The organism is Allorhizobium sp. nf9_anc, assembly GCF_056323085.1.
Genome location: NZ_JBWHZM010000004.1, coordinates 108,576 through 133,192 on the forward strand (window position 1 = coordinate 108,576; position 24,617 = coordinate 133,192).

Below are 24,617 nucleotides of genomic sequence, written 5' to 3' on the forward strand. Positions count from 1 at the left end.
CACTTGATAAAATCCATATTTAGATGAATATTACCGTTACAAAAAACGGGAACATACAATACTGGGTAGACAGGATGGATCGCTTCGTCGAACTGGAAGTCTTCACACGCATCGCCGATGAGGCGAACCTCACGCGCGCTGCGCAAGAAATGGGTCTGTCGGTTTCCGGCGTCAGCCGGCATCTGACAAACCTGGAAAACCGTCTCGGCGTGCGGCTCGTGCAGCGGACAACGCGGGCGCTTTCGCTGACCTCGGAAGGGCAGCGTTTCGCCCACAGCGCACGCGGCATTCTCTCCACGCTGCAGGAGGCCGAAGAATGTGTCAGCATGGTCTCGGCCGAGCCAACCGGCGTCCTGCGCATCGGCGCATCGCTTTCCTTTGCGATGCTGCATCTCATGCCGGTGATCAACACCTTCAAGGCGCGCTACCCGCAAGTGCGGATCGACCTCCAGGCATCCAACCGCTATTGCGACATCATCGAAAACGGCCTTGATCTGGCAATCCGAACACGCCGTGCGGAAGTGGACAGCAGCGTCACAATCCGGAAACTTGCAGAAATGCAGCGCCGAATTGTCGGTGCACCCGACTATATCGCGCGCACCGGCGTGCCGCAGGTGCCGGAGGACCTGGAGCGCCATGCGCTGCTTCTCTACACCCTCTCGGAAAGCTGGGACCAGTTGAGCTTCACGCGCGGCGGCGAAGAGCGCCGCATCTCCGTCTTGGCAGAGATGGCAAGCAATGACGGCCAACTGCTCCGCCAGGCGGCCTTGGCCGGCATGGGGCTGATGGTCCAGCCGGCCTATGTGGTCAATGAGGACATCGAGGCGGGACGTCTGGTGCCGGTGCTGACCGATTGGAGCCTTCCGAGCGTCACGATGAATATCGTCTTTCCCTCGCGAACCCATCTCCCGGCCCGCACACGGCTGTTCATCGATGCCTTGGTCAGACACTTCCGCGACAACGATCTCGAACGGACCTGGCAGCACGTGCCGCGACCTCCGGTCCAGTAAAGAAGGGCGCATCCGCCAATCGACTCGCAAGAATGGCCCACCGCCCCAGCAGAAAGATCCCAGATGCCCGATATCAAGAGTGCCACCGCAGCCTATCTCGACCACGTCGCATTCACCGTGCGCGACATTGCCCCGCACCTGGCCTTCTTCCGCGATGTCCTTGGAATGACCGTGACCAAGCGCGATGGCAGGCAAGAAAAGCCGAGCCAGGTTTGGCTGCTGGGCGGCCTGCAGATTGTCGAGGATGCAGATTTCATTGGTGCGGAAGGGCGCTTCGCCCATCTCGGCCTCATCTGTGCCGATGTGCCCGCGGCCATCCAGGGGGCGCTGGCGCATGGCGGCACGTCGATGGAGAAGGGCGCGCACTGGGTGGAGATGCCCGACGGTTTGCTGCTCGAATTCCTGCCCGATACCCGCAACGCGGTTGAAACCGTGCGCAATCTCGACCCCCGTCGCGCCTGAGTGATCGCAAGACAGCAAACGATCGAACGACTACGTCAAGCTCGTCAGGAAAACCGCTCCAGGCGGTAGGGCGTCGGATCGAGCAGCGGCGTGGCGGATGCGGTCACCAGGTCTGCGGCGAGCTCGCCTGCAGCCGGTCCCGTACCGAAGCCATGGCCCGAAAAGCCGGTCGCAAGTGTGAGGCCGGGAATCCCGGCCACCGGACCGAGCACCGGCAGGGAATCCGGCGTGATGTCCATCATGCCCGCCCAGACATCCTCAATCACAGCCTTGCCGAACAACGGCCACGCCGCCGTCAGATTGCGCATCGCTTCGGCGTTGATGGCGGGATTTGCCGGCGGATCCATCACACGCACCCGCTCGAAGGGAGACCGGGATTTGGCACCCCAGCGACGCGGCAGGGCGATGTCCTTCAGGAAGTCTGACCCGAGGCTGATGCGCAGCAACTGCCGCTGGCCGCGCAGCATGTGCAGGTAACGCAGGCCGATCAGCAGGTGATCGAGCATCAGCGGTGCGCCGAGAGCACCGCGTTGGGTAATCGTATAGCCACCATCGAGGCGCTTGCGGAAGGAGAAATCCGGACCGCCGACGGCGATCTCCGTGGGTCCCTCCATGGGGGCCGTGCGGATGACAGAGCAGATCAGCGGCAGCGTGGGCAGCCCCACACCGAGATTGGCCAGGAACTTGCGCGACCAGAGCCCGCCGGCGAGCAGCACCTGATCGCAGCAGATCTCGCCCTTTTCCGTTGCCACGCCGGTGACGCGGCCGGCGGAACGCACCAGCGTGCGTACGGCACAGTTCTCGACAATCACGGCCCCTTTCGCGATCGCGGCGCGTGCAATCGCGCTCGGGGCAAGCGTCGGCTCCGCACGACCGTCTGACGCCGTGAAGATACCACCGGCCCAGGCCCCCTGCCCGCCGGGCACCCGGTCATCGATCTCCCGGGCACTGAGCATTTGTGAATCGAGCTTGAGACCTTCGACCGTCTTCATCCATTGGCGATGCATCTCCATCTCGCCTTCAGTGCGCGCGAGATACATGATGCCCGCCTGCCGATAGCCGACATCCATTCCGACACGTTCGGGCATGGTGGCCCAGAGACGGTCGGCAGCCTGCGCCATCGGCACGTCCGGCGCCGAACGGCCCATCTTGCGGATCCAGCCGAGATTGCGGGAGGACTGCTCGCATGCCACGCGGCCCTTTTCGAGCAGCACCACGGGGATACCGCGTTCGGCAAGGACGAGCGCTGCCGTCAGCCCGACGATCCCTCCGCCGATAACGACGATCGTGGTCTGCGTGGGAAAGGAAGAGGCGGTTTGAACGGGCAGGATGGTCGGGGCCATGAGTACGAACCTGATGTTTCGGGAGAAGGAGCGAGGCTGCAGGAAGCCGCCTCCCGGTAGCTCGATCAGAGCGAGATCACGCGCTCTTCGGTTTCGGCCTTTCCGGCGCCGCGATAGGCGGTCACCTCGATCTCGACTTTGTAGACGGTCGAGCCAAGCGGCGGGCATGTGACGGTGCTGGCCGGATTGATGCCACGAAACTTTTCGCCGACCACGGTCATCACGGCCACGATGTCGGCTGGATCCTGGATGAAGACACGCGATGCGACGACGTCGGAAAGTCCGGAATCGACAGCCGCCAAGGCTGCCTCGACATTGGAAAAGACCTGAAGCGTTTGCGCGGTAATCTCTTCAGGGATCTCCTTGCTGACCGGATTGCGGCCTGCGGTGTTGGAGACGAAGATCCAGTTATCGACCGCGACGATGCGGGAATAACTGCCGTGCTCTTCGAACTTGGATCCGGTCTTTATCTTGACGACCTTGGTCATGGTGGCACTCGCTGCTGTCTTGAGAAAGAGAAAGGCCGGGCGGGCGACGACATCGCGAACCGCCCGGCAAGTTGGCGCCGGGGAAATCAGCGCAAGACGGGAACGTCCCAGAGGTTGAGCTTGACGCCGATGCCGCGAGCGATCGCATTGCGGTAGACGATGGTGCCCCAGGCGACATCCTCGACCGGCATGCCACCGACGGACATGATGATGATCTCTTCGTCGTTCTGGCGACCCGGCGCATCGCCAGCGACGATCTTGCCGATGTCTTCCAGATCAGCGCGATCCATGCGTCCCTCGGTGATCATGTCCATGAACTTCACGCCGATGATCGGCACGTGCACATGCGCGGGCTTGGGCAATTCGTGGTACCAGGCGTCGTAGAGGCCGGTATTGTCGAGCACCTTGCGGACATCGTGGGCCTCCATGGCCTCGTCAATGTTGCAAAGCGCCGGCATTGCAAGGAACGCGCCAGGCTTGACCCATTCGCGCTTGACGATGGGGTAGGTAGAGGGATCGCCGACGGCACCCGAGTTGCAATAGCTGACGAGATCACTGTCACGCACGACGGCCTCGATGCTATCGACCACGGTTACGGACGTGATCTGCGGATAGGTTTCGGCAACCCAGGCAAGGAAGCTCTTGAGGCTCTTTTCGCCACGACCCTTCACCTTCAGCGTATCGATATTGGGGCATGCCGCCATGAAGGCCGCAAGCGTGGTCTTGGCCATGACACCCGGTCCAAGAATGCCGACGATGCGGCTGTTCTTGCGTGCAAGATGGCGTGCGCCGACGCCCGGAATGGCACCGGTGCGATAGGCCGAAAGCAGGTTCGCCGACATGAAGGCGAGCGGAGCGCCCGTATCGGCATCGTTCAGGCAGAACATCAGGATCGAGCGCGGCAGACCCTTGTCGCGGTTTTCGATGTTGGAGCCGTACCACTTCATCCCTGCCGTGCGGAAACGGCCGCCGATATAGGCCGGCATGGCCATGAAGCGACGATCGGCGGTCGGCTTCGGCATATCAGGGAAGGGCGAGTTTTCCGGGAAGGAGATCATCGCACCATGGCTGTCGCTGTTCGGGCCAGCCATCCGGTAGTCACCGTGATAGAGCAGGCCGAACATTTCTTCCATGGCGTCAACGCAGGCCGGCATATCGGTCACGCCGGCTTTGATCATGTCTTCTTCCGACAGGTAGATGAAATCGATCTTGGTACTGTTGATGGCGGTCATGTCGTTCATGGCAGATGCTTTCGTTTGGCCGCAGAACATCGCATCCGGTCGAGGCGACAGGATCGAGGGCCGGTTGGGAAGGAGCGGGACGCTTTGCCTCCGTCCCGCGGTGATGGGTTGGGAACTAAGCCTCGAACACCTTGCCCAGGGCCGCGTAGCGAACGGGATCGGAACCCTTGATCCGCATTGCAAAGACGACACCGCCAAGACCGACAAGCGCCACGATCAGCGGGAAGCTATCGACGACGATGTTAGACGCGCCGGCGAGCAGCTCGAGATTGGAGATGACCAGGCCGAGCGCACCGACGAGACCGGCAAAGGCGAGCGCCGGAGCAATTAGTGTCTGCCAGAGGCCATGTCCATGGCTGTTCTTGCGGAAGTAAAGGATGACCGCGATGCACACCACGGCCTGCACGGTGAGGATGCCGATGACCGTCAACGCCGACATGTAGGAGAACACGACGGCGAACGGGTCCTGTCCGGCCAGTGCGAACGCGGTGATCACGATTGCTGCCGAGGCAGACTGCAACATGCCGGCGACATAGGGCGAGCCGTGAACAGCGTGCACCTTGCCCAGGACGCGCGGTGCCAGCCCCTCGCGACCGAGGGCGAAGAAATACCGGTTGAGCGTGTTGTGGAAGGAAAGCACACAGGCAAACAGGCTGGTGATCAACAGCAGGTTCATGGTGGTGGCAGACCAGGCGCCGAGCACGTCTGTCGCTGCGCCAAAATAGAAGGCGTCGAGCGAGGCGGCAGCGGTCTGCTGAACCTTGGACGGACCGTAGTGGAGCCCGATTGTCCAGGTGGAAAAGGCATAGAAGACAGCGATCAGAAGGACCGAGATATAGGTTGCCCGGGGGATCGTTTTTTCCGGATGCTCCACCTCCTCGGCAAAGATGGCCGTGGCTTCGAAACCGATGAAGGACCCAACGACGAAGACCAAGGTTACGCCAAGGCCAGCGCTGAAGACTGTAGACGGCTCGAAGGAAGTGAGAGTGATGCCTTCAGGTCCACCGCCGGCGACTAGGATCGCAACATTGAGCAGGAGCAGGATGACGATTTCCGCCACCATGCAGACGCCGAGGATCGTACCCGAGAAAGCGATGTTGCGCTGACCGGCCAGATGCACGAGCACCAGGAAGCCGAGCGACCAGATGAACCAAGGCAGACTGACACCAAACTCTGCCATCATGTTCTGGGTGAAGAGGCCGAGCAGGCCGTAGACTGCAATCTGGACGGAGCTGTAGGTCAAAAGCGCAATGAAGGCGCCGCCCACACCGGCCGGCTTGCCGATGCCCTGTGTAATGTAGGTGTAGAACGCCCCTGCCCCACCGACATGCCGGCTCATCGTGGTGAAGCCGACCGAAAAGATCAGATAGAGCAGGCCGGCGAGTACGAAGGCGCCGGGAACACCGGCACCATTTCCAAAGGCAAAGGCCGGCGGCGTGGCGCCGACCACGGCGGTCAATGGCGCGGCAGCGGCGACGACGAAGAAGATGATATGGGCAATGCCCACGGAATTCCGGGCCAGGCGTCCTGTGGACGCCGGCGCACTGTTGGCGACAGTCATGTGAACCCCTCACGGTTTCTTTGCTTATTGTTAAGAAACATGAGAGAGCCCCGGTTACTTGGACATTGCCATATGTGACATTAATTTGTTATTTTATGCCAAACTGGAGGAAAATCTGCCATGTCCGGAAGCGGAGCGGCAACGAGTCGGCGCCAATCCGTCACCTATATTCGTGTGGCGGCGCTGACGCCCTTCATCGAGCATCTGCAGAACGCGGGTGCTTCGCCCGCCACTTTGCTTGATCGACATGCCATCCCGTCCAGCCAACTCGACGATCCCTATGCCTTGATCCCGCTCCACCACTTCGTCGCATTTCTGGAAGATGCGGCCGCAGCGACGGGCGACGATGCCTTCGGAGCAAAACTTGGCGCCCACCTCAAACCCGCCGATATCGGCCCGTTGGGCATCCTCTTTTCCGTTTCCTCGACCATTCACATCGCCCTGCAACGGATTGCCCGCCTCGCAAATTCTCTGCAGGGCGCAACCAATTCCGGCGTGATGGACGATGACGGGACGCTCACCTGGAGCTACGCCTTGACGGATCGCTCCATCTGGCCCCGCAGGCAGGACGCGGAATACTCGATGGCCGCCACCTGTGAACTGGTGCGATCCTGCTTTCGCGCCAACCTCAACCCACTGGAAGTGCATTTCGAGCATGAGCGCCCGGCAAAGATCGAGCCGTTGAAGCGCATATTCCGGGCCCCACTGCTCTTCTCGCAATCCAGCAACCGACTGATCTATGATCGCGAGGGCACCGACCGTGTGTATCGCAACGAAGACAAGTTCCTCATCGCGACGCTGGAGCGTCACCTTGCCGACCTGATCCGGGAGACAAAGCCGGACGACGCACTTTCGGACGAGGTCACCTTTCTCATTCAGCTCTATCTCGGTCGACGCCCTGTCACCACGACCTTCCTCGCCCAGGAGCTCGGCATGAGTCTGCGCACACTGCAACGGCGCCTGGACGACGAGGGCACGTCGGTGCGGGCCTTGGTTCGCAAGCATCGGGCGGAACTGGCGGTGGGGCTGCTGGAGCGCCCCGACACCCGCGCGGCCAATGTTGCACTGGCTCTGGGCTATGCTGACGGCGCCGCCTTTTCACGGGCCTTCAAGGACTGGACAGGGAAGTCGCCACGCGATGCACGCACCCGCAAGCGGCGAGGGGTGGCAGAAACCGAGGGCTGACCTGCGCGCGGCTCGGGAACCAAGGGCGCCGCGTCATCTCACCCGATGTCGCTATTGATCGACAGATTGTGCTCGAGACTGAGCCAGGGCTGTCTCTCGGCATAAAGATCGCGAATGAGGCGCTTGACCAACTCCACGACGGCGGAGTCGTCACCGGCACGGTGGTTCAGCACCACGGGCGACGTCGCCCGTTCCGCATCCAGCATGCGATAGCGCAGGTCAGAGCGCAGTATGCGCGCTGAGGATGGCACGATGCAGACCCCCGCTTCGGCGGCGACAAGTCCTAGCGCGGTTTGAATTTCGCTGACTTCCTGGACTTCCAGCGGCTGGACATTGTGATGCAACAGGATGCCAAGGACTTGATCGGCATAGCTGGGGCGCGGCTCCCGTGGATAAACAGCCAGCTTTTCGGTCGCCAGCGCCGATATCGGCAGTGGATCAGAAGAACTTGAAAGCGGCGAACAGTCGGGCAAAGCCACCGCGAGCCGCTCCTCGCGCAGGACTGTGCTGACCACCTGTGGATCCGTGTGCCTCAACCTTCCAAATCCGATATCGATGCGCCCCTCCTTCAAGGCGGGAAGCTGATGAACCGACATCATCTCGAGAAGCTGGATGTCGAGATCCGGCGCATGCTGTCTGAGTGTCCGAACAAGCGCAGGCAGCCCGCCATAAAGCGTGGAGGCAACGAAGCCGATGGAAAGCACTCTGTTCTGATTGAGCCCGACACGACGGGTCGCCTCCTTCATCTGTTCGACGCGCCCGAGAATCTGCAGCGCCTGCTCGTAGAAGACCCGGCCGGCTTCCGTCAGAAGAACCGGTCGGCTCGAGCGAATGATCAGGGCGACGCCAAGCTCCTCCTCCAGCAGCTGGATTTGCCGGCTCAAGGGCGGTTGGGCGATGCGAAGCGTATCGGCAGCGCGGGTGAAATTGCGTTCCCGCGCAACCGCAACAAAATACCTGAGCTGTCGAAGATCCATCACCGTCACCACATGGATTTGTCATAATCGGTACAGAATGCACGACATATGGCCTTCAATCCAGCGCGCAAATCAAACATCATACCTTGAAGGTATCAACCAACACTTATTCGGTCTTGGACTGAACGTGTGTCTTCTCACATCATTGCTCCATGAACCCGACCATTCACCCACCGCTCAAGGCGCTCGCCGCCGCCCCGACCGTCGAACGCATCGAAACGATGCTGGTTGATCTGCCAACGATCCGGCCGCACAAGCTCTCGGTCGCCACCATGAACGGCCAGACGCTGATGCTGGTCATGATCCATTGCAGCGACGGGATTGTCGGCATCGGCGAAGGCACGACCATCGGCGGGCTGGCCTATGGCGGCGAAAGCCCTGAGAGCATGAAGCTTTCGATCGATCGCTATTTCTCCCGTGTCATGCTCGGCGAGGATGCCACCCGCATCCAGACGCTAATGGCGCGGCTGGGCAAGATGGTGAAGGACAACCGCTTCGCCAAAAGCGCCGTGGAAACCGCCCTTCTTGATGCCCAGGGCAAGCGCGTGGGATTGCCGATCAGCGAACTGATCGGCGGGCGCCGCCGTGATCGCCTCCCGGTTGCCTGGACGCTGGCGTCCGGGGACACGACCCGCGATATCGCCGAGGCTGAGCAGATGCTCGCGCTACGCCGCCATTCGATCTTCAAGCTGAAGATCGGCTTGCGCTCCGTTCGCGAAGATGTCGCCCATGTCGCGGCAATCAAACGCGCGCTCGGGGACCGCGGGGCGGTCCGCGTCGATGTCAACATGGCCTGGACCGAGACCGAAGCCAATCTCGGCCTAGCCGCCCTCGCCGATGTCGGGTGCGAGCTCGTGGAACAGCCCGTGAGATCAGCCGCAGCCCTCGGTCGCCTCGTTCGGCGCTTTCCAATCGCGGTGATGGCAGACGAATCCCTGACCGGGCCGGAGAGCGCCTTCGAGATCGCCCGCACCCATGGCGCCGATGTCTTTGCCGTCAAGCTGGAGCAGAGCGGCGGCACGTTCAACGCTCAGCGCGTGGCGGCGATTGCAGATGCGGCCGGCATCGAGCTCTATGGCGGCACCATGCTGGAAGGGGCGATCGGCAGTGTGATTTCAGCCCATGTCTTCTCGGCTTTCGCCGACCTGCAATGGGGAACGGAACTCTTCGGGCCGCTGCTTCTCACCGAAGAGATCCTGGAAACGCCGCTCGACTACAGCGATTTCTCGCTGGCTGTGCCGACAGGCGCAGGCCTGGGGATCAGGCTGGACGAAGACAGGCTCAAACATTTCACCCGCGAGGGGTCCCGCCAAATGACCACTATGCAGGCTTGAGGAGACGATCATGCTGTTTCAAGTCAAGATGACCGTTAACCTGCCGTATGATCTGCCGGCCGATGAAGCCGCAGACATCCTGAAGCGGGAAAAGGCCTATTCCCAGGCGCTGCAGGAACAAGGCAAATGGCGCCATATCTGGCGGATCGCCGGCCACTACGCCAACATCAGCATCTTCGACGTGGCCGACAATGACGAGCTGCATGCGCTTCTGTCAGGCCTTCCGCTTTTCAAATTCATGAACATCGAGGTGATGCCGCTGCTGCGCCATCCCTCGGCTGTTCGCGACGACGACCGTTGACGACAACGCCCGAGAAATCTGGCTCAATTCACCCCATGTGAGGAGGATATGACATGAGTGTAAAGATCTTCAACCGCCCCGACATCCAGGACTTTCTCAAGGTCCTCAGTGGCCTCGATCAGAAGGATGGCAATCCGCGTGTTAAGCAGATCGTCAACCGGGTCGTATCGGACCTCTTCAAGACGATCGATGATCTCGACGTGACGCCCGACGAATACTGGACGGCGATTGCCTGGGTGAACGAGATCGGCGCGACCGGACAAGCTGGCCTGATTTCGCCCGGCCTCGGGCTTGACCATTTCCTCGATGAACGTCTTGATGCCATCGATGAAGCGCTCGGCATCAAGAACGAGACGCCGCGCACCATCGAAGGTCCGCTCTATGTGGCAGGCGCTCCGGAATGTCAGGGCTTTGCCCGTCTGGATGATGGCGCCGACACGGACGGCCACACGCTAATCATGCACGGCACCGTCTACGGCGCAGATGGCAAGCCCAGCGCCGGAGCAAAGGTAGAAGTCTGGCATTGCGACACGCGCGGCTTCTATTCGCACTTCGATCCGACCGGCAAGCAGGCGCCGTTCAACATGCGCCGCACGATCATCGCTGACGACCATGGCCGCTACAAGTTCAGGAGCATCGTGCCACACGGCTACGGCGTACCTCCCGGCAGCCCGACCGAGAAGCTTCTCTCGGCGCTCGGCCGCCACGGCCAGCGTCCTGCCCATATCCACTTCTTCATCAGTGCCGACGGCCATCGCAAGCTGACGACGCAGATCAACATCGCCGGCGATCCGCTGATCAATGATGACTTCGCCTATGCCACGAGGGACGGCCTGGTGCCTGATGTCATCGAGCGCACCGACGATGCCAGCATCAAGGCACATGGCCTGAGCGGTCCCTTTGCCGAGATCGTCTTCGACATCAAGCTGACAGCCCTCGTTGACGGCGTCGACAACCAGGTGAATGCCCTGCGCCCCCGCGCTGTCGCATGATGAACACGGGTTGAAAGCAGCTTCTCTCGCGCGGCTTTCAACCCGTTCAAGTTACCATCACCTGCACTGGCCGTCAAAACATGCCATATCTAGTCCTGCCCAACCACCGTCTGTACTATCAGGTTGAAAACACGGCCACCGATCGTCCCTGGTTAGTTTTCTGCAATTCGCTGGGAACAGATCTTTCAATGTGGGACCCGCAGGTAGAAAAACTCGCTCGGTATTTCAGGATTCTCCGCTACGACCGTCGCGGTCATGGTTTATCGACTGCGCCAAAGGCACCTTTCACTCTCGATGACCTTGGCAATGATCTCCTGAATTTAATGGATGCGTTGGGGATCCAGCGGACACATTTCTGTGGCCTGTCGATCGGCGGACTGGTTGGGCAGTGGTTGGGGATCAATGCAGCCACGCGCATCAACAAGATCGTTGTCGCAGCAACTGCACCCAGGATCGGCACCGCCAAAGGTTGGAATGAACGCGTCGATCTCGTCCGTTCACAAGGTTTGAAAGCACTCGTTCCAGGCACTCGGGAGCGCTGGTTTTCGCCTGAGTTTGCGGCCACCACACCCATCACCATCAATCATTTCCTCACAGTGTTCGAGGCGACCTCCGTCGATGCATATGTCGGATGTTGCATTGCGCTGGCCGATGCAGATCTGGGCAACCAGATCAACCAGATCCCAAATCCACTCCTGGCGATCGCTGGGGCGAGCGACAGCGTTTGCCGACCTCAGGACACCAACGAGTTATCGCTGAAGGTCCGCGCTGGACGATATTGCTATTTGCCGGGCCGCCATCTTGTCAGCACCGAATCGGCTCAGGCGTTCAACAAGCTCCTGATCGAGTTCCTGGGTGTCGACTGCCCTGCGGACTGATGAACCTGCTCAACAATGGAAGCACAGCGCTGGCGCAGGTGGTCCTGGACGCGACCTAAGAAGCCCTTGGGCATGCGAGGTTTCCCGCGAAGTAACCGCGAGCCTGCGAGCGATGTGAAAGCGGCACCACCCTGGGGGTCGACGAACAACTGGGCTCCTTTTCCAAACAAGAAGGCTTTCATTCTGAGAGTCGGACGCGAAAAGCCTTCAACGATATCCATACCTTGCCAGCCGTCGGGTGATCTGGCGAATATGGGCGATCATGATCCAGGCCTCTGATGAGGCGATGGACTTTTCAACGTCCTTGACCAATCGGCGGCATCTTCCGAGCCAGGCGAAGGTGCGCTCGACAACCCAACGCCGCGGCAGGACCTCAAAGCCTTTCGCCTTGTCCGAGCGCTTGATGATTTCAATCGTCCAGCGCCCGATCTTCTTGAGCCGCCGCTTCAGCTTGTCGCCCGCGTAACCACCATCGGCGAAGACGTGCAGGAGCCATGGCCACCTGTAGCGAATGGATTTCAGGAGATCGGGAGCACCATCGCGATCCTGGACATCAGCGCTGTGCACCATGAGGCCGACCATCAGACCAAGTGTATCGACGATGATATGACGCTTGCGGCCTTTGGTTTTCTTTCCCGCTGTTGATTTCCACTGAGAGCTGACCCGGCGTTTCCACCGAGAATTGACCCGCCTTTAGGTATCGTTCGTGTTGTTGGTCTGGGTCAAGTTCCTGCGTTTCTCCTTTGATGTTTTGGGCTGATGCGCCGAGCTGTTCTTGAAGCGGAAGCTGTCGTTTCCGGTTTCGAGGATGTGGCAGTGGTGGGTGAGCCTGTCGAGCAGCGCGGTGGTCATCTTTGCGTCGCCAAAGACGCTTGCCCATTCACTGAAGCTGAGGTTGGTGGTGATGATGACGCTGGTGCGCTCATAAAGTCTGCTGAGCAGGTGGAAGAGCAGCGCCCCGCCTGAAGTACTGAATGGCAGGTATCCCAGCTCGTCGAGAATGACGAGATCAGAGTGGACGAGCCGATTGGCGATCTGTCCTGACTTGCCTTGTGCCTTCTCTTGCTCGAGCGCGTTGACCAGTTCGACCGTCGAGAAGAACCTTACCCGCTTGTGGTGGTGTTCAATTGCCTGAACGCCGAGCGCGGTGGCAATGTGCGTCTTTCCCGTGCCAGGTCCGCCGACCAGAACGATATTGTTGGAGTCATCGAGGAAGTCACAGCGATGAAGCTGTTGCACGAGCGCCTCGTTAATCTCGCTGCTGGTAAAGTCGAAGCCATTCAGGTCACGGTAGGCTGGAAAGCGTGCTGTCTTGAGCTGATAGGCCGTTGATCGAACCTCGCGCTCCGCCATCTCTGCCTTGAGAAGCTGCGACAGGATCGGAAGGGCAGCCTCGAACGCGGGTGATCCCTGCTCAGTAAGTTCCCCGACGGCCTGGGCCATGCCATGCATCTTCAACTGCCGCAGCATGATGACGATCGCGCCGCTTGCTGGATTATGACGCATGGCGAGCCTCCGTCTTTCTCAAGGTGTCGTATCGTTCAACATTAGCCTTGGGTTCATTGGTGAGCGTCAGTGCCTGAGGGGTATCGAGGGTTGGCGGCGTGAAGGATTTGCCGTCAACGAGCCGATGCAGCAGGTTCAGCACATGCGTCTTGGTCGGAACGCCAGACTTCAGCGCCATGTCGACGGCAGACAGGACTGCCTGCTCGTCGTGCTGAAGGACCAGCGCCAGGATATCGACCATCTCCCGATCGCCCCCCGGCTTCTTGAGCAGGTATTGCTGCAAGGTCCGGAATGCATCGGGAAGCTCAATGAACGGTGCGCCGTTACGAAGAGCACCAGGCTTACGCTGCACCACCGCCAGATAGTGACGCCAGTCGTAGATGGTCTGACCCGGCCGATCATGGGACCGATCTATGACGCGGCGGTGCTCGCAGACGATCTGGCCTTCTGCGGCGACCACGACACGATCCGGATAGACCCGGAGGCTCACCGGTCGATTGGCGAAGGATGACGGAACGCTGTAGCGATTGCGCTCCAGATGCACGAGGCAGGTTGGCGTGACCCGCTTCGTATATTCCACGAACCCGTCGAACGGCCTGGAGAGCGCCATGAGAGCTGGGACTTCCTCGGCCCAGATGTCGGCAATGGTGCCACGCATCTGACCGTGGGGTGTGTTGGCCCAGAACTCCTTGCAACGCTCCTCGAGCCAATCGTTCAGGGCCCCCAGTGATGGAAAGCGCGGGATCGGTTGAAAGAAGCGATGACGCGCATCCTGCACGTTCTTCTCGACCTGTCCCTTCTCCCAGCCGGAAGCCGGATTGCAGAACTCGGGCTCGAACACATAATGGCTGGCCATCGCCATGAAGCGGACGTTGACGTCGCGCTCCTTGCCACGACCGACCTTGTCGATCGCCGTGCGCATGTTGTCGTAGATGCCGCGACCAGGAATGCCACCGAAGACACGGAAGGCATGGTTATGGGCATCGAACAGCATCTCATGCGTCTGCAGGAGGTATGCCCGGACGATGAAGGCCCTGGAGTAGCTCAGCTTCGTGTGGGCGATCTGCAGCTTGGTGCGCTCATTGCCGATGATCGCCCAATCTTCTGACCAGTCGAACTGGAAGGCCTCGCCTGGTTCGAACGTCAGGGGCACAAATGTACCGCGGCCCGTCGTCTGCAATTCCCTCTGACGATCATTGCGCCATTCCCGCGCAAATGCCGCCACACGATTGTAGGACCCCTTGTAGCCGAGGCTGACAAGATCAACGTGTAGCTGCTTCATCGTCCGCTTCTGCTTGCGGCCTTTCTTCGACTCCGTCTTCAGCCAGGCCGATAACCGATCTGCAAACGGATCAAGCTTGCTCGGCCTCTCCGGCACGTTGAACTTTGGCTCCACGCCGTCGGCGCGCAGATATTTGCGGATGGTATTCCGGGACAAGCCGGTCCTGCGGCAAATCTCCCGGATCGATAGATGCTCTCGAAAATGCCAGCGCCGGATCACGCTCAGTAACGCCATGTCGATCACTCCAGAGCCCCCGCTGAAAACATGCGAGGGCAGGTTGAAACATGGGTCAATTCTCAATGGAAATATCTGGCTGCGCCGGGTCAGCTCTCAATGGAAATCAACATTCCCGCGTCATAGCCCGGATACCACCGCTTTCCGTGGTTTTGACGCTCTGGCTGTCGATGACACCGGCCGTCCATTACCAGATGATGGTTGATGCGGGACCACAGCCCCAATGCAAGCCATTGATAGAAATAGCGCTGGACGGTCGAGCAGGGCGGAAAATCCTTCGGCAGCATGCGCCACTGGCAACCGTTCGTGGCGATGTAAAGCAGGCCGTTGACAACCTCACGCAAATCCGTGGTCCGCGGACGACCCAGGCGGCGGGGAATGGGCAGAAAAGGCTCAACCAGTGCCCATTCCCGATCTGTCATGTCGCTTGCATAGCGTGCCGTCCGCCGGGCATATTGCCGACGGGTGATTTCGCTCCAGGCCATTCTGAACTCCATCGAATCTCGCAAATCCGAAGGAATCATAACCTGTTGAAATCAACCACCTCTCTTTGAGGCAGCCTCTGAGGGCAAGCCGGCGCTCAGACGCGGTACCTGCGCTTTGATGCTTAACGCGTCACCTCTGGCAACCAGAGCGCCAGATCCGGCACCAAGGTTAAAAGTCCGATGAGCACAAGCGTACACAAGACAAATGGGGCTGACGCAAGGACCACCTCTCGCATGGTTGTTCCCATAGGAGCCACTCCCAACATGACGAACAATAGCAATCCGAAAGGTGGCGTAGCCAGGCTTAACTCCAGCGCCAGCAGCATCACGATGCCGAACCAAATCGGATCAAAGTTATAAATTCCTACCAGCGGCATAAAGATCGGCAAGGTCAGCATCATGATTGACAACTGATCCATGAACATACCCAGTACGATCAGTACGATCAGCATTGCGAGAAGCATCGTGTAGGCCGACAGTTCAAAACTGGTGGAAAAAGCGATCAACCCCTGCGATGCCCCGGAAAACGCCAGTATCTGAGAGAAAGTCGTCGATCCGAGAATGATCATCAGCATCATCGCTGACACCTTGACCGACCCTTGCAACGACCGAATTATAACCCGCACGCTGAGCTTGCGATACGCGGCAGCAAGGATCAGCACTGCAGCTGTTCCACAAGCAGCGGATTCAGTTGGGGTTGCCCAACCGAGCAAAATAAGTCCAACTACGGCAAAGACCACCAGGCCCATTGGCAAAACATCGCGCAGGAGGCCACCCAGCACGTCGCGAAGATCGTGTTTCTCAGGTTGATAGGGCGGAGCGGCTTCAGGATCGATCCGGATCATCAGCCAGATCGTCATGACATAAAAAAAGGCGAGGATCAGTCCGGGTATAATTCCCGCAACGAGCAGCGCTCCAACATCAATCCGCGCGAGCGACCCCAGCAATACGGCCAGCGACGACGGCGGAATGATCATGGCGAGCCCGCCGGTAGCGATGATCGGGCCCATGACGATGTATTTCTTGTAGCCTCGCTTCAGCATGTCAGGCATCAATGTGGTGCCCAGCATGGCGGTGTTGGCCATCGAAGATCCTGACAAAGTGGCGAAAATGGTCCCACCACCAACGGTGAGATAGGCTAACCGTCCCCTGATTCCGCCGAAGCATTTGTCCAGCGCGTTGAAGACGCCGATGGCAAGACCGGAGTGGAACAGCAATTCCCCCATGATGAGAAACAGCGGTACCGGTGCGAGAGTGAAGGAGGTGACCGAGGCAGAGGCATTTGTCAGTAATTGCTCGACGCCCGCCATCCCCCCCATCAGCACCATGACCCCAGCCATGTTGATGATCAAGAAAGCAACCGCAACTGGCATGCCCAACAGCATCAAGAGGATCAGCCCTCCAATCAGAAATGCGGCCGCTTCATACCATTCCATCATGTTAATGTTCCCCCCCGACGCCGGTGTAGGCCTCACCGCGTACCAGAAGGCGCAGGAACTCCGCTGCCATCAAACCAAACCCTGCGGCCATGAAGACGTAGAGCAGCCATCCCGGCAGATCGACGGAGCGCATATCGACTGCGCCGATCTGCCACTGGTGCCAAGCAATCATGCCGGAAACCCAAGCCAGTATCGCGACTGCACCTCCTGCAACAAGGACGACAATCCGGTTGACCACCCGCTGCAACGCCAGTGGTGCAAAACCGACGATCGACGACAAGGAGACATGGCCGTTGATGCGCACTAGCCAAGGAGCGGCCGCCATGGTGCTAAATAGCAAGGCATACTCGACAAACGCACTGGTGGAGCGCAGCGGCAGCAGGCCAAGGTTACGGCTGAAGACATCGTAAATGATTAGCATAGTGACGATGGCGAGGCTGCCACCGCCCGCTGCGGCCAGCATATGGATAAAGCGATCATAGAGACGGAGAAGCAGCATAAGCATGTCCTGAATCGTCATTCTTATGGCAAAAGCATCGGGCAGAACGCCCGATGTGAGCTCAATCAACGCGAGAAATACAAAGCCCGCAGTTGATCAGCATATGGCGAACCAGATGCTTTTAGCCGACCCCAGACCGCATCATGCGCCGCATCGACATAGGCCTTTGCGGCATCACCCTCCATCGTAACCACCTTCATGCCATTTGCTTCCAACCGCGCATTCACGTCTGCGGTCAAGGTTTGCCACTCGGCATAGCCACTGACCTCAAACTCGATCGCAACCTCGTTAAGGATCATGCGCGATTGGTTGCTAAGCGCGTTCCACTTGCTAGGGGCGATGTAGATGCCAAGGTCGGACTGGAGGAAACCGGGATCAACGCGGTACTTCAAAAAGCGATCCCAGTTCCAGCCTTCTATTGACGATGGTGGATATCCTAGTCCGTCGAAGGTGCCACGCTCAAGCCCGGTATAGATATCCGGTACCGGAATGCTAACCGGCACCGCTCCAAGGCTCTCGTAAAATGCATTATACAGCGGTGAGGCGCGAAGGCGTTTGCCGGTCAGATCGATCTTGCCATCAACCGTGCGGGCGGGTTCCTGTAGCAACCAGATGTGCAGCGGTGCTGCCGGCGCAAAGCGCGATAGCATATGAATGTTCAGCTTTTCAGAGGCGATCTTCTGAATAAGCGCGAAGCCACCGTTCTCACGTGAAGTCATCGGAGTGACGTCACTGCCAACCCAGGCATCTGCCTCCGGCATGGTGCCAAGCGCGTAACTGATCGGGCCAAAGGTCATGTCAACGACACCACGTCCGACCGCTTCAATCTGCTGCAGGCCGGGCACAATCTCCGGACCGCCGACAATGTCAACTCTCACGACACCCTTGCCCCGCTCGTTCACCGCTTCCGCAAAGCGCTGATAGAACCGCGTGGTGTTGTCGCTGGGCGGAAATGCCGTGAGAGAACGCAGGATATCTTCCGCCGCCGCAGCGGTACTGATTAGGGTTGCAGTAAACGTGACTAGCACAAGGCTTGCCTGGCGCAGAGTCTTGAAGGACCGGTGCATCGACATAAGGTTCTCCTGCTTGAAGGGATTTCTACTAGGGCAACGCTTTCATCCCACATCGATACATTTACTTAGCACGTGATTTTTCATGGATTGTTGCGTTGTTCGCAAAACATTCTTTTGTACAAAAGCAGAAACTTATTTTGCGTTCTCCGGAAGTGACCATGCCGGATGAAAAAAGCTTGCGACAGTCATTGGCCGGAACAATATTCGGCTTATCTCCGGTACGTATTCTCTCGGCAACGACATCTATCTGGGCTGCCCAAATCATGAGCGTTGAGAAGAGCGCCGACGCCGATTTGTTGCGTGAGATGATCGGCTTTGCTGCCGAGAAGCTGATGGCTCTGGAGGTTGGGACGAAGACCGGCGCGGGCCGGCACCGTCGAGCTGCGCATTCCCAAGCTTCGTACCGGCATCTATTTCCCAAGCTTTCTTGAGCCACGCGCATGGCCGAGAAGACCCTGACAGCGGTGATCCAGGAGGCCTATATCCAGGGTGTATCGACCCGATCCGTCCATGACCTGGTCAAGGCCATGGGCATGTCGGGCATCTCCAAGAGCCAGGTCTCGCGGCTCTGCGAAGAGATCGATGACAAGGTCAAAGCCTTCCTCGACCGCCCTATCGAAGGCGAGTGGCCATACCTCTGGATCGATGCCACCTACCTGAAGGTTCGTCGCGGCGGTCGTATTGTCTCGGTCGCGGTCATCATCGCGGTGGGTGTGAACACTGACGGCCGGCGCGAGGTGCTCGGCATGGAGATCGGCACATCCGAGGCAGAAGCGATCTGGACCGAATTCCTGCGCAAGCTGACCAGACGAGGCCTACGCGGCGTCAAGCTCGTCGTCTCCGATGCACATGAAGGCATCAAGGCAGCCGTGTCGAAGGTGCTCTCCGCCACCTGGCAGCGCTGCAGGGTTCACTTCATGCGCAATGCGCTCGCCCATGCCGGAAAGAGCGGACAGCGTGTCGTCTCCGCCTTCATCGCCACGGCCTTTGCCCAGGTCACCCCGGAGGCGGCAAGCGCCCAGTGGCGCAATGTCGCCGACCAGATCAGGCCGAAGGTGCCGCAGCTTGCAACCCTTATGGACAGCGCCGAGCAGGACGTACTCGCCTACATGACCTTTCCCAAGCAGCACTGGGCCAAGCTTCACAGCACCAACCCGATCGAGCGATTGAACGGCGAGATCAAACGACGCACAGAGGTCGTCGGAATCTTCCCCAACGACGACGCCATCGTCAGACTGGTCGGGGCCTTGCTCCTCGAACAGAACGATGAATGGGCCGTCCAACGATCCCGTTACATGCCCCTTGAGACTATCGCCACGATGAGCGATGATCCCCTCATCAACCTGCCAGCCGCAAGCTGATCAATTCCCGGCTTTGTCCGGAAGGCACCGCTAGCGCCTGAGCTACACCACGCAGCGGGACACGATCTGCGAAACCCACGCGGTCGCCAGTTTCAGAACTTCGGCAGCATCAATGCTGAGATCAGAACGACGTCTAAAGAAGGTGTACCCACCTGCCTGCGCAAACGGACCGCGAGGAGCGATGACGATGAAGCAGGCTTGAGGTGCAAGCTGATGACAGAAATCAGCTAGATCGGTCTCGTCACGGCCTGAGCCGTGAAGCTACAGAAGCGAAAGCATTGGCACGACGTCTCCGTACACGATGGCCGCACATTTACCCGGGTCCCTAAACAGGTTGATGACAACTTCGGGCCGCGGCCCGCCGTGGAGCTCTGCCGTGTGCTGGCCGAAGATATCCTGCGCCGGGGCATCGGCATGGCCTATCCCCATGCGGGGCGCTATGTCAGCGAACTCGCGCGCCTCATACCGAGCCTGCCCGAAGGTCACGGTCTCTCGACGCACGCCGCCTTGCTGGCGGAGCTGCGGCGCAATCACTCGAGGAAATACGGCTTCTGGAGTTCTGTGCCGGGCGGGTTATCTTAACGGTCGTCTCGCTTTCGAGCGGCGATCGCCCAGTAGAGCAGAGCGCAGAAGGTTGCAGCAAAATGTGTGACAGCTGGCCTGCTGCCAGTTTCTTGGACACCGAGTTAAGGTGCTTCCAATGAAACTGGAGTGCATCAATGCAACGAAGGAAGTTCAGCCGCCAGTATAAGCTTGAGGCGGTGATATTGGTTCGAGAGCGTGGGGTCGGCGTTGCGCAGGCATCCCGCGATCTGGATGTTCATGAGAATGTCCTGCGCAAGTGGGTCAGGGAATATGGTTCGGACCCAGCACAGGCGTTTCGTGGTCAGGGACAGATGAAGCCTGAGCAGCTTGAGATCGAGAGGCTTCGGAAAGAAGTGGCCAAGCTGAAGGCGGAGCGTGACATCTTAAAAAAGGCCGCCGCCTACTTTGCGAAGGACGTGATATGAAGTTCGCGTTCATTGCAAAGCACTGTTCGATCTGGCCCCTATCGTCGTTGCTGCGCAACGACTGCCGGGCAAGGGGTGGCATGGCTCTGCGAAGCGCTGGGTGTATCGCGTTCCGGCTTTCATGCCTGGTTAAACCGCTCTCCGAGCCAGCATGCCCGGTATGACGAGGCTCTGCTCGACAAGATCAAGGACAGCTTCAAGGATAGCGACCGCACCTACGGCGCACGGCGTGTCTGGCACGACCTCCTCGCCGAAGGCCTCTCCTGTGGTCTGCATCGCGTCGAGCGTCTCATGCGCGACAATGCATTGAGAGCAAGGCCGAGACGGCGTGGCTTGCCGAAAGACGACGGTGAGCGCCCGGTCATCATGCCGAATGTGCTAGACCGACAGTTCGCGGCAGCAAGACCGAACCAGAAGTGGGTGGCCGATTTTACCTATCTATGGACGGATGAGGGCTGGCTCTATGTGGCCGTCGTCATCGACCTGTTCTCGCGACGTGTTGTTGGCTGGTCGATGAACACCAACATGACAGCCCAGCTCGTTACAGATGCGTTGATCATGGCCATCTGGCGCTGAGGCAAGCCGGATGCGCTCCTCCACCATTCTGACCAGGGTAGCCAATACACAAGCGAGCAGTTCCAGCATCTCATGGCCGACCACGGCATCACGTGCTCGATGAGCCGATCCGGCAATGTCTGGGACAATGCCGCGATGGAAAGCTTCTTCTCATCACTCTGAACTGCCCCCCCATTTCGACCGGACAGTCGGCATAAGCAGAAAGGCTCAAGCACAGGCTTGAGGACAGGCTTATGTCTAACGAGTATCGACACGTTGAATTGCTGACCGGTGATGTCCGCCGCAGGCGCTGGACAACCGAGCAGAAGCTGACAATCATCGAGCAGAGTTTCGAACCAGGCGAGACGGTGTCTTCAGCCGCTCGCCGCCATGGCGTTGCGCCCAATCTGCTTTACCGGTGGCGCAGGCTCTTGAGCGAGGGAGGTGCTGCAGCCGTGGATTCTGACGAGCCGGTTGTCGGCAATTCGGAAGTAAAGAAGCTGGAGGATCGTGTCCGCGAGCTGGAGCGCATGCTCGGCCGCAAGACGATGGAGGTCGAAATCCTCCGCGAAGCCTTATCCAAAGCAGACTCAAAAAAACGGATATCGCGGCCGATCTTGTTGCCGAAGGACGGTTCCCGATGAAGGCCGTCGCCGACACGCTGGGCGTTTCCCGTTCCAACCTCGTCGAGCGGCTGAAAGGCAGATCGAAGCCGCGCGGCTCCTATCACAAGGCCGAGGATGCAGAGCTTTTGCCCATCATCCGCAGGCTGGTGGATCAAAGGCCAACCTATGGCTATCGGCGGATCGCCGCGCTCCTCAATCGCGAGAGGCGAGCCGCCGATAAGCCTGTCGTCAACGCCAAACGGGTTCATCGCATCATGGGCAACCACGCCATGCTGCTGGAGAAGCACACGGCCGTTCGCAAGGGCCGCCTCCACGACGGCAAGGTGATGGTCATGCGCTCGAACTTGCGCTGGTGCTCGGACGGTCTGGAGTTCACATGCTGGAATGGCGAGATCATCCGTCTCGCCTTCATCATCGATGCCTTCGACCGCGAGATCATCTCCTGGACGGCGGTCGCCAACGCGGGCATCTCCGGCTCGGACGTGCGCGACATGATGCTGGAGGCGGTCGAGAAACGCTTCCGCGCAACCCGAGCCCCACAAGCCATCGAGCATCTCTCGGACAATGGCTCGGCTTACACCGCGAGGGACACGAGGTTGTTTGCCCAGGCGCTCAATCTGACGCCTTGCTTCACGCCGGTGGCCAGTCCGCAGTCGAACGGCATGTCGGAAGCCTTCGTCAAAACCCTGAAACGGGACTATATCCGCATCGCAGCAATACCGGACGCCGAAACAGCGCTCCGGCTTATCGACGGATGGATCGAGGACTACAACGAAATCCATCCCCATTCCGCGCTCAAGATGGCTTCCCCTCGGCAGTTCATCAGGGCTAAATCAAACTAGCCGACATGTCCGGTGAAACGGGGGGCACTCCACACTCAGAACGGAAAGGACAGCTCGCAAGGTCTACAGGACCAGGGACGATGCAAAGGCGGATGTGTTCGATTACATCGAGCGCTTCTACAATCCAAAGCGTCGCCATTCGACACTGGGCTACCTCAGCCCTATGGAATTTGAAAACAAGGTGGGATTAGCCTAACTCGGTGTCCGAAAAACTGGCAGCAGGCCACCCTGGACTTCTCAAGGCCTGGCAAACCAACTGACAACGGCTTCATCGAGGCCTTCAACAGCAAGCTGAGATCGGAGTGCCTGAACGCTCATTGGTTCCTGACCCTTGCAGATTCGCGCGAAAAGTTGGAGACTTGGCGCGGGTACTACAACGAGGGACGTCCTCACTCGGCGATCGGATATAACGTCCCGATCGCCCTACATAATCCCGGTGGCACAACCAGCCCGCCATCGTGATCAGAGCCGGAAAACTCCAGTTCCCGGCGGTCCAAGATTTGGTCCCAGAGCAGTTGGTTTCGACGACCGAGCGGGCCGCGCTTTCGTGAGCGATGCTGAGATGTGGTCGGCTCCGCCGCAGCCTATCCTGCAAAACGACAGGCGGCAGGATAAAATCCCCACGGTGATAAGGACCAAACGAGGCGACAGGCGTTTTCATTTTACGAATGGCTGCACCGTTGTAGTTGAACGAATTAGAGCAGTTGTCCTGTTCGCTAACGGGCCCTGTAAACGGTATCACGAAGACATTGCCCTGTTGTATGCTGCGAGCGACTGAGGATCGAAGGGAGCCTACAAACGTGCCCGCATCCAGTCGTGGTGTCGCCACAGCACTCTGCGAAACGACCTTTTCCCGGAATTCGGTCGGGCCCAAGTCTGGCTATCGAATGAATACGAATCGCAGCTAGCACGGTCCCAATAACAGTCAGACCAAGTCCAATCTTAATCGTTCCTGACACGGTCGTTCGCGGCAGATCACACTCACCGATAACTACGCAGGTGTTCCACCAGTGCTCTCAGCTTCGGTGCCATATTACGACGGCTTGGGTAGTAGAGATAGAAACCGGGAAAGTGTGGGCAGAAATCCTCTAGAACTGGCACCAGTTCACCGCGTGTGATGGCCGGTCGGAAGCTTTCTTCCATGCCGAAACTAATGCCGGCGCCGGCGATCGCGAGTTCTATCATCAGCGCCATGTCGGTTGTCGTGAACGTATCGGGCACCGCCACGGAAAACTCCCGCCCATTCTCCGAGAACTCCCACCGATAGGGTGCCACATTCGCAGATCGACGCCACCCGATGCAGCGGCGGTCTGCAAGCTCTATTGGATGCATTGGTATGCCATTCCGCTCCAGATACGCGGGCGATGCCACAGCCAGTTGACGTTGCTCGCCTGTTACCGGAACTGCGATCATATCTTGGGCAATTACCTCGCCCAGCCTCACACCGGCATCATATCCTTGCTCAACGATATCGAATTCTTCGTCGGTCACGGTGAGGTGAAGTTTTACGTCAGGGTTCTGATCCAAAAAGGACGTGATAAGAGGACCAGAAAGAAAACTCTCGGCAATGGATGACACTGCAACGTTCAGCCGTCCCCGCGGAGTTCCGGTCAAATTAGCGGCAGCGTCTAGAGCGCCCTGCATCTCGCGCAGCGCCGGCACAGCCTCCGCGTATAGCCTCTCGCCTGCTTCTGTCAGCGCAACACTACGGGTTGTGCGGTTCACGAGCGCAATACCGAGTGCTTCTTCCAGCTTACGGATCGTCTGACTGACGGCTGAACGCGTCACTCCCATACGGTCTGCGGCTGCGCGGAAACTCCGCTCTTCTGCGACGAGGGCAAAGACTGCGAGCGCATTCAGGTCCGACAACATTGGTTATTTTTTCTTCTCTCTGAGTTAAGCGAAGGGTGGCTTATCGCAACAATGTCCTAAG

General features: G+C 59.2%; 20 protein-coding genes and 6 pseudogenes. 13 read left to right on the forward strand and 13 right to left on the reverse strand.

Annotated features, from left to right (window positions below; genetic code table 11):
* Positions 1–74 precede the first annotated feature (74 nt).
* Positions 75–1,010: a LysR substrate-binding domain-containing protein gene (locus tag AC02Y0_RS24900; protein ID WP_476384571.1), complete on the forward strand. Its 936-nt coding sequence runs from the start codon at positions 75–77 to the stop codon at positions 1,008–1,010.
* Between the two features lie 63 nt (positions 1,011–1,073).
* Entirely contained in the window at positions 1,074–1,472 is a 399-nt protein-coding gene (locus tag AC02Y0_RS24905) for a VOC family protein (RefSeq protein WP_476384572.1), read from the forward strand.
* 44 nt (positions 1,473–1,516) lie between these two features.
* On the opposite strand, the gene AC02Y0_RS24910 is transcribed toward AC02Y0_RS24905, so the two are convergent.
* From AC02Y0_RS24910 to AC02Y0_RS24925, 4 genes are all read right to left on the reverse strand, one after another.
* On the reverse strand, positions 1,517–2,815 hold the full coding sequence (locus tag AC02Y0_RS24910; protein WP_476384573.1) for an NAD(P)/FAD-dependent oxidoreductase: 1,299 nt from the start codon (positions 2,813–2,815) through the stop codon (positions 1,517–1,519).
* 65 nt (positions 2,816–2,880) lie between these two features.
* Entirely contained in the window at positions 2,881–3,303 is a 423-nt protein-coding gene (locus AC02Y0_RS24915) for a Rid family hydrolase (RefSeq protein ID WP_476384574.1), read from the reverse strand.
* A gap of 86 nt (positions 3,304–3,389) precedes the next feature.
* The gene (locus AC02Y0_RS24920; protein ID WP_476384671.1) at positions 3,390–4,535 is read right to left on the reverse strand and encodes a tyramine oxidase subunit B; all 1,146 of its coding nucleotides are present in this window, start codon (positions 4,533–4,535) and stop codon (positions 3,390–3,392) included.
* A gap of 124 nt (positions 4,536–4,659) precedes the next feature.
* Positions 4,660–6,105 (reverse strand): APC family permease, encoded by a 1,446-nt coding sequence (locus AC02Y0_RS24925; RefSeq protein ID WP_476384575.1) that lies wholly within the window; start codon positions 6,103–6,105, stop codon positions 4,660–4,662.
* Positions 6,106–6,225: 120 nt separating this feature from the next.
* Here AC02Y0_RS24925 and AC02Y0_RS24930 point away from each other — a divergent pair, with 120 nt between their 5' ends.
* Positions 6,226–7,290, forward strand: a complete 1,065-nt coding sequence (locus AC02Y0_RS24930; protein WP_476384576.1) for an AraC family transcriptional regulator — start codon at positions 6,226–6,228, stop codon at positions 7,288–7,290.
* Between the two features lie 38 nt (positions 7,291–7,328).
* Here AC02Y0_RS24930 and AC02Y0_RS24935 read toward each other — a convergent pair whose 3' ends face one another.
* Positions 7,329–8,267, reverse strand: coding sequence for a LysR substrate-binding domain-containing protein (locus AC02Y0_RS24935; protein ID WP_476384577.1), 939 nt, complete (start codon positions 8,265–8,267; stop codon positions 7,329–7,331).
* A gap of 152 nt (positions 8,268–8,419) precedes the next feature.
* On the opposite strand from AC02Y0_RS24935, the gene AC02Y0_RS24940 reads away from it, so the two are divergent.
* From AC02Y0_RS24940 to pcaD, 4 genes are all read left to right on the forward strand, one after another.
* A complete protein-coding gene (locus AC02Y0_RS24940) occupies positions 8,420–9,601 on the forward strand; it encodes a muconate/chloromuconate family cycloisomerase (RefSeq protein ID WP_476384578.1) in 1,182 nt (393 codons plus the stop codon).
* A 10-nt stretch (positions 9,602–9,611) separates the two neighbouring features.
* Positions 9,612–9,902 carry a muconolactone Delta-isomerase gene (gene catC / locus AC02Y0_RS24945; protein ID WP_476384579.1) on the forward strand — a complete coding sequence of 97 codons (291 nt, stop codon included), beginning with the start codon at positions 9,612–9,614 and terminating at the stop codon, positions 9,900–9,902.
* A 53-nt stretch (positions 9,903–9,955) separates the two neighbouring features.
* Complete coding sequence (catA, locus tag AC02Y0_RS24950) at positions 9,956–10,894, forward strand: catechol 1,2-dioxygenase (protein WP_476384580.1); 939 nt, start codon at positions 9,956–9,958, stop codon at positions 10,892–10,894.
* 80 nt (positions 10,895–10,974) lie between these two features.
* Positions 10,975–11,772 carry a 3-oxoadipate enol-lactonase gene (gene pcaD / locus AC02Y0_RS24955; protein ID WP_476384581.1) on the forward strand — a complete coding sequence of 266 codons (798 nt, stop codon included), beginning with the start codon at positions 10,975–10,977 and terminating at the stop codon, positions 11,770–11,772.
* Between the two features lie 207 nt (positions 11,773–11,979).
* Here pcaD and AC02Y0_RS24960 read toward each other — a convergent pair.
* The 7 genes and pseudogenes from AC02Y0_RS24960 to dctP form a co-directional block, all read right to left on the reverse strand.
* A pseudogene (locus AC02Y0_RS24960) lies at positions 11,980–12,411 on the reverse strand (IS5 family transposase); the annotation flags it as partial.
* A 54-nt stretch (positions 12,412–12,465) separates the two neighbouring features.
* Positions 12,466–13,278 (reverse strand): IS21-like element helper ATPase IstB, encoded by an 813-nt coding sequence (gene istB / locus AC02Y0_RS24965; RefSeq protein ID WP_340542100.1) that lies wholly within the window; start codon positions 13,276–13,278, stop codon positions 12,466–12,468.
* Entirely contained in the window at positions 13,268–14,794 is a 1,527-nt protein-coding gene (gene istA, locus AC02Y0_RS24970) for an IS21 family transposase (protein ID WP_340542099.1), read from the reverse strand. Before istA ends, istB begins: the two co-directional genes overlap by 11 nt.
* Positions 14,795–14,907: 113 nt before the next feature.
* A pseudogene (locus tag AC02Y0_RS24975) lies at positions 14,908–15,279 on the reverse strand (transposase); the annotation flags it as partial.
* 122 nt (positions 15,280–15,401) lie between these two features.
* Positions 15,402–16,715, reverse strand: coding sequence for a TRAP transporter large permease (locus AC02Y0_RS24980; RefSeq protein WP_476384672.1), 1,314 nt, complete (start codon positions 16,713–16,715; stop codon positions 15,402–15,404).
* A gap of 4 nt (positions 16,716–16,719) precedes the next feature.
* Positions 16,720–17,217, reverse strand: a complete 498-nt coding sequence (locus AC02Y0_RS24985) for a TRAP transporter small permease (RefSeq protein WP_476384582.1) — start codon at positions 17,215–17,217, stop codon at positions 16,720–16,722.
* Positions 17,218–17,282: 65 nt separating this feature from the next.
* Entirely contained in the window at positions 17,283–18,290 is a 1,008-nt protein-coding gene (dctP, locus tag AC02Y0_RS24990) for a TRAP transporter substrate-binding protein DctP (protein ID WP_476384583.1), read from the reverse strand.
* A 263-nt stretch (positions 18,291–18,553) separates the two neighbouring features.
* On the opposite strand from dctP, the pseudogene AC02Y0_RS24995 reads away from it, so the two are divergent.
* The 6 genes and pseudogenes from AC02Y0_RS24995 to AC02Y0_RS25020 all read left to right on the forward strand — a co-directional run.
* Positions 18,554–19,651, forward strand: a pseudogene (locus AC02Y0_RS24995) (IS256 family transposase).
* Between the two features lie 378 nt (positions 19,652–20,029).
* Positions 20,030–20,233, forward strand: a complete 204-nt coding sequence (locus AC02Y0_RS25000) for a DUF6880 family protein (protein ID WP_476384584.1) — start codon at positions 20,030–20,032, stop codon at positions 20,231–20,233.
* A gap of 137 nt (positions 20,234–20,370) precedes the next feature.
* Positions 20,371–21,396, forward strand: a pseudogene (locus AC02Y0_RS25005) (IS3 family transposase); the annotation flags it as partial.
* Between the two features lie 74 nt (positions 21,397–21,470).
* Positions 21,471–22,684, forward strand: a protein-coding gene (locus AC02Y0_RS25010) for an IS3 family transposase (RefSeq protein ID WP_476384585.1) whose coding sequence is annotated in 2 segments (ribosomal slippage) — positions 21,471–21,807 and positions 21,807–22,684 — 1,215 coding nt in all. Because the reading frame shifts where the segments join, the coding sequence is not laid out codon by codon here.
* Between the two features lie 28 nt (positions 22,685–22,712).
* Positions 22,713–22,880, forward strand: a pseudogene (locus AC02Y0_RS25015) (IS3 family transposase); the annotation flags it as partial.
* A 29-nt stretch (positions 22,881–22,909) separates the two neighbouring features.
* Positions 22,910–23,146, forward strand: a pseudogene (locus tag AC02Y0_RS25020) (integrase core domain-containing protein); the annotation flags it as partial.
* Between the two features lie 519 nt (positions 23,147–23,665).
* Here AC02Y0_RS25020 and AC02Y0_RS25025 read toward each other — a convergent pair.
* Entirely contained in the window at positions 23,666–24,556 is an 891-nt protein-coding gene (locus tag AC02Y0_RS25025; protein WP_476384586.1) for a LysR family transcriptional regulator, read from the reverse strand.
* Positions 24,557–24,617: the final 61 nt, after the last annotated feature.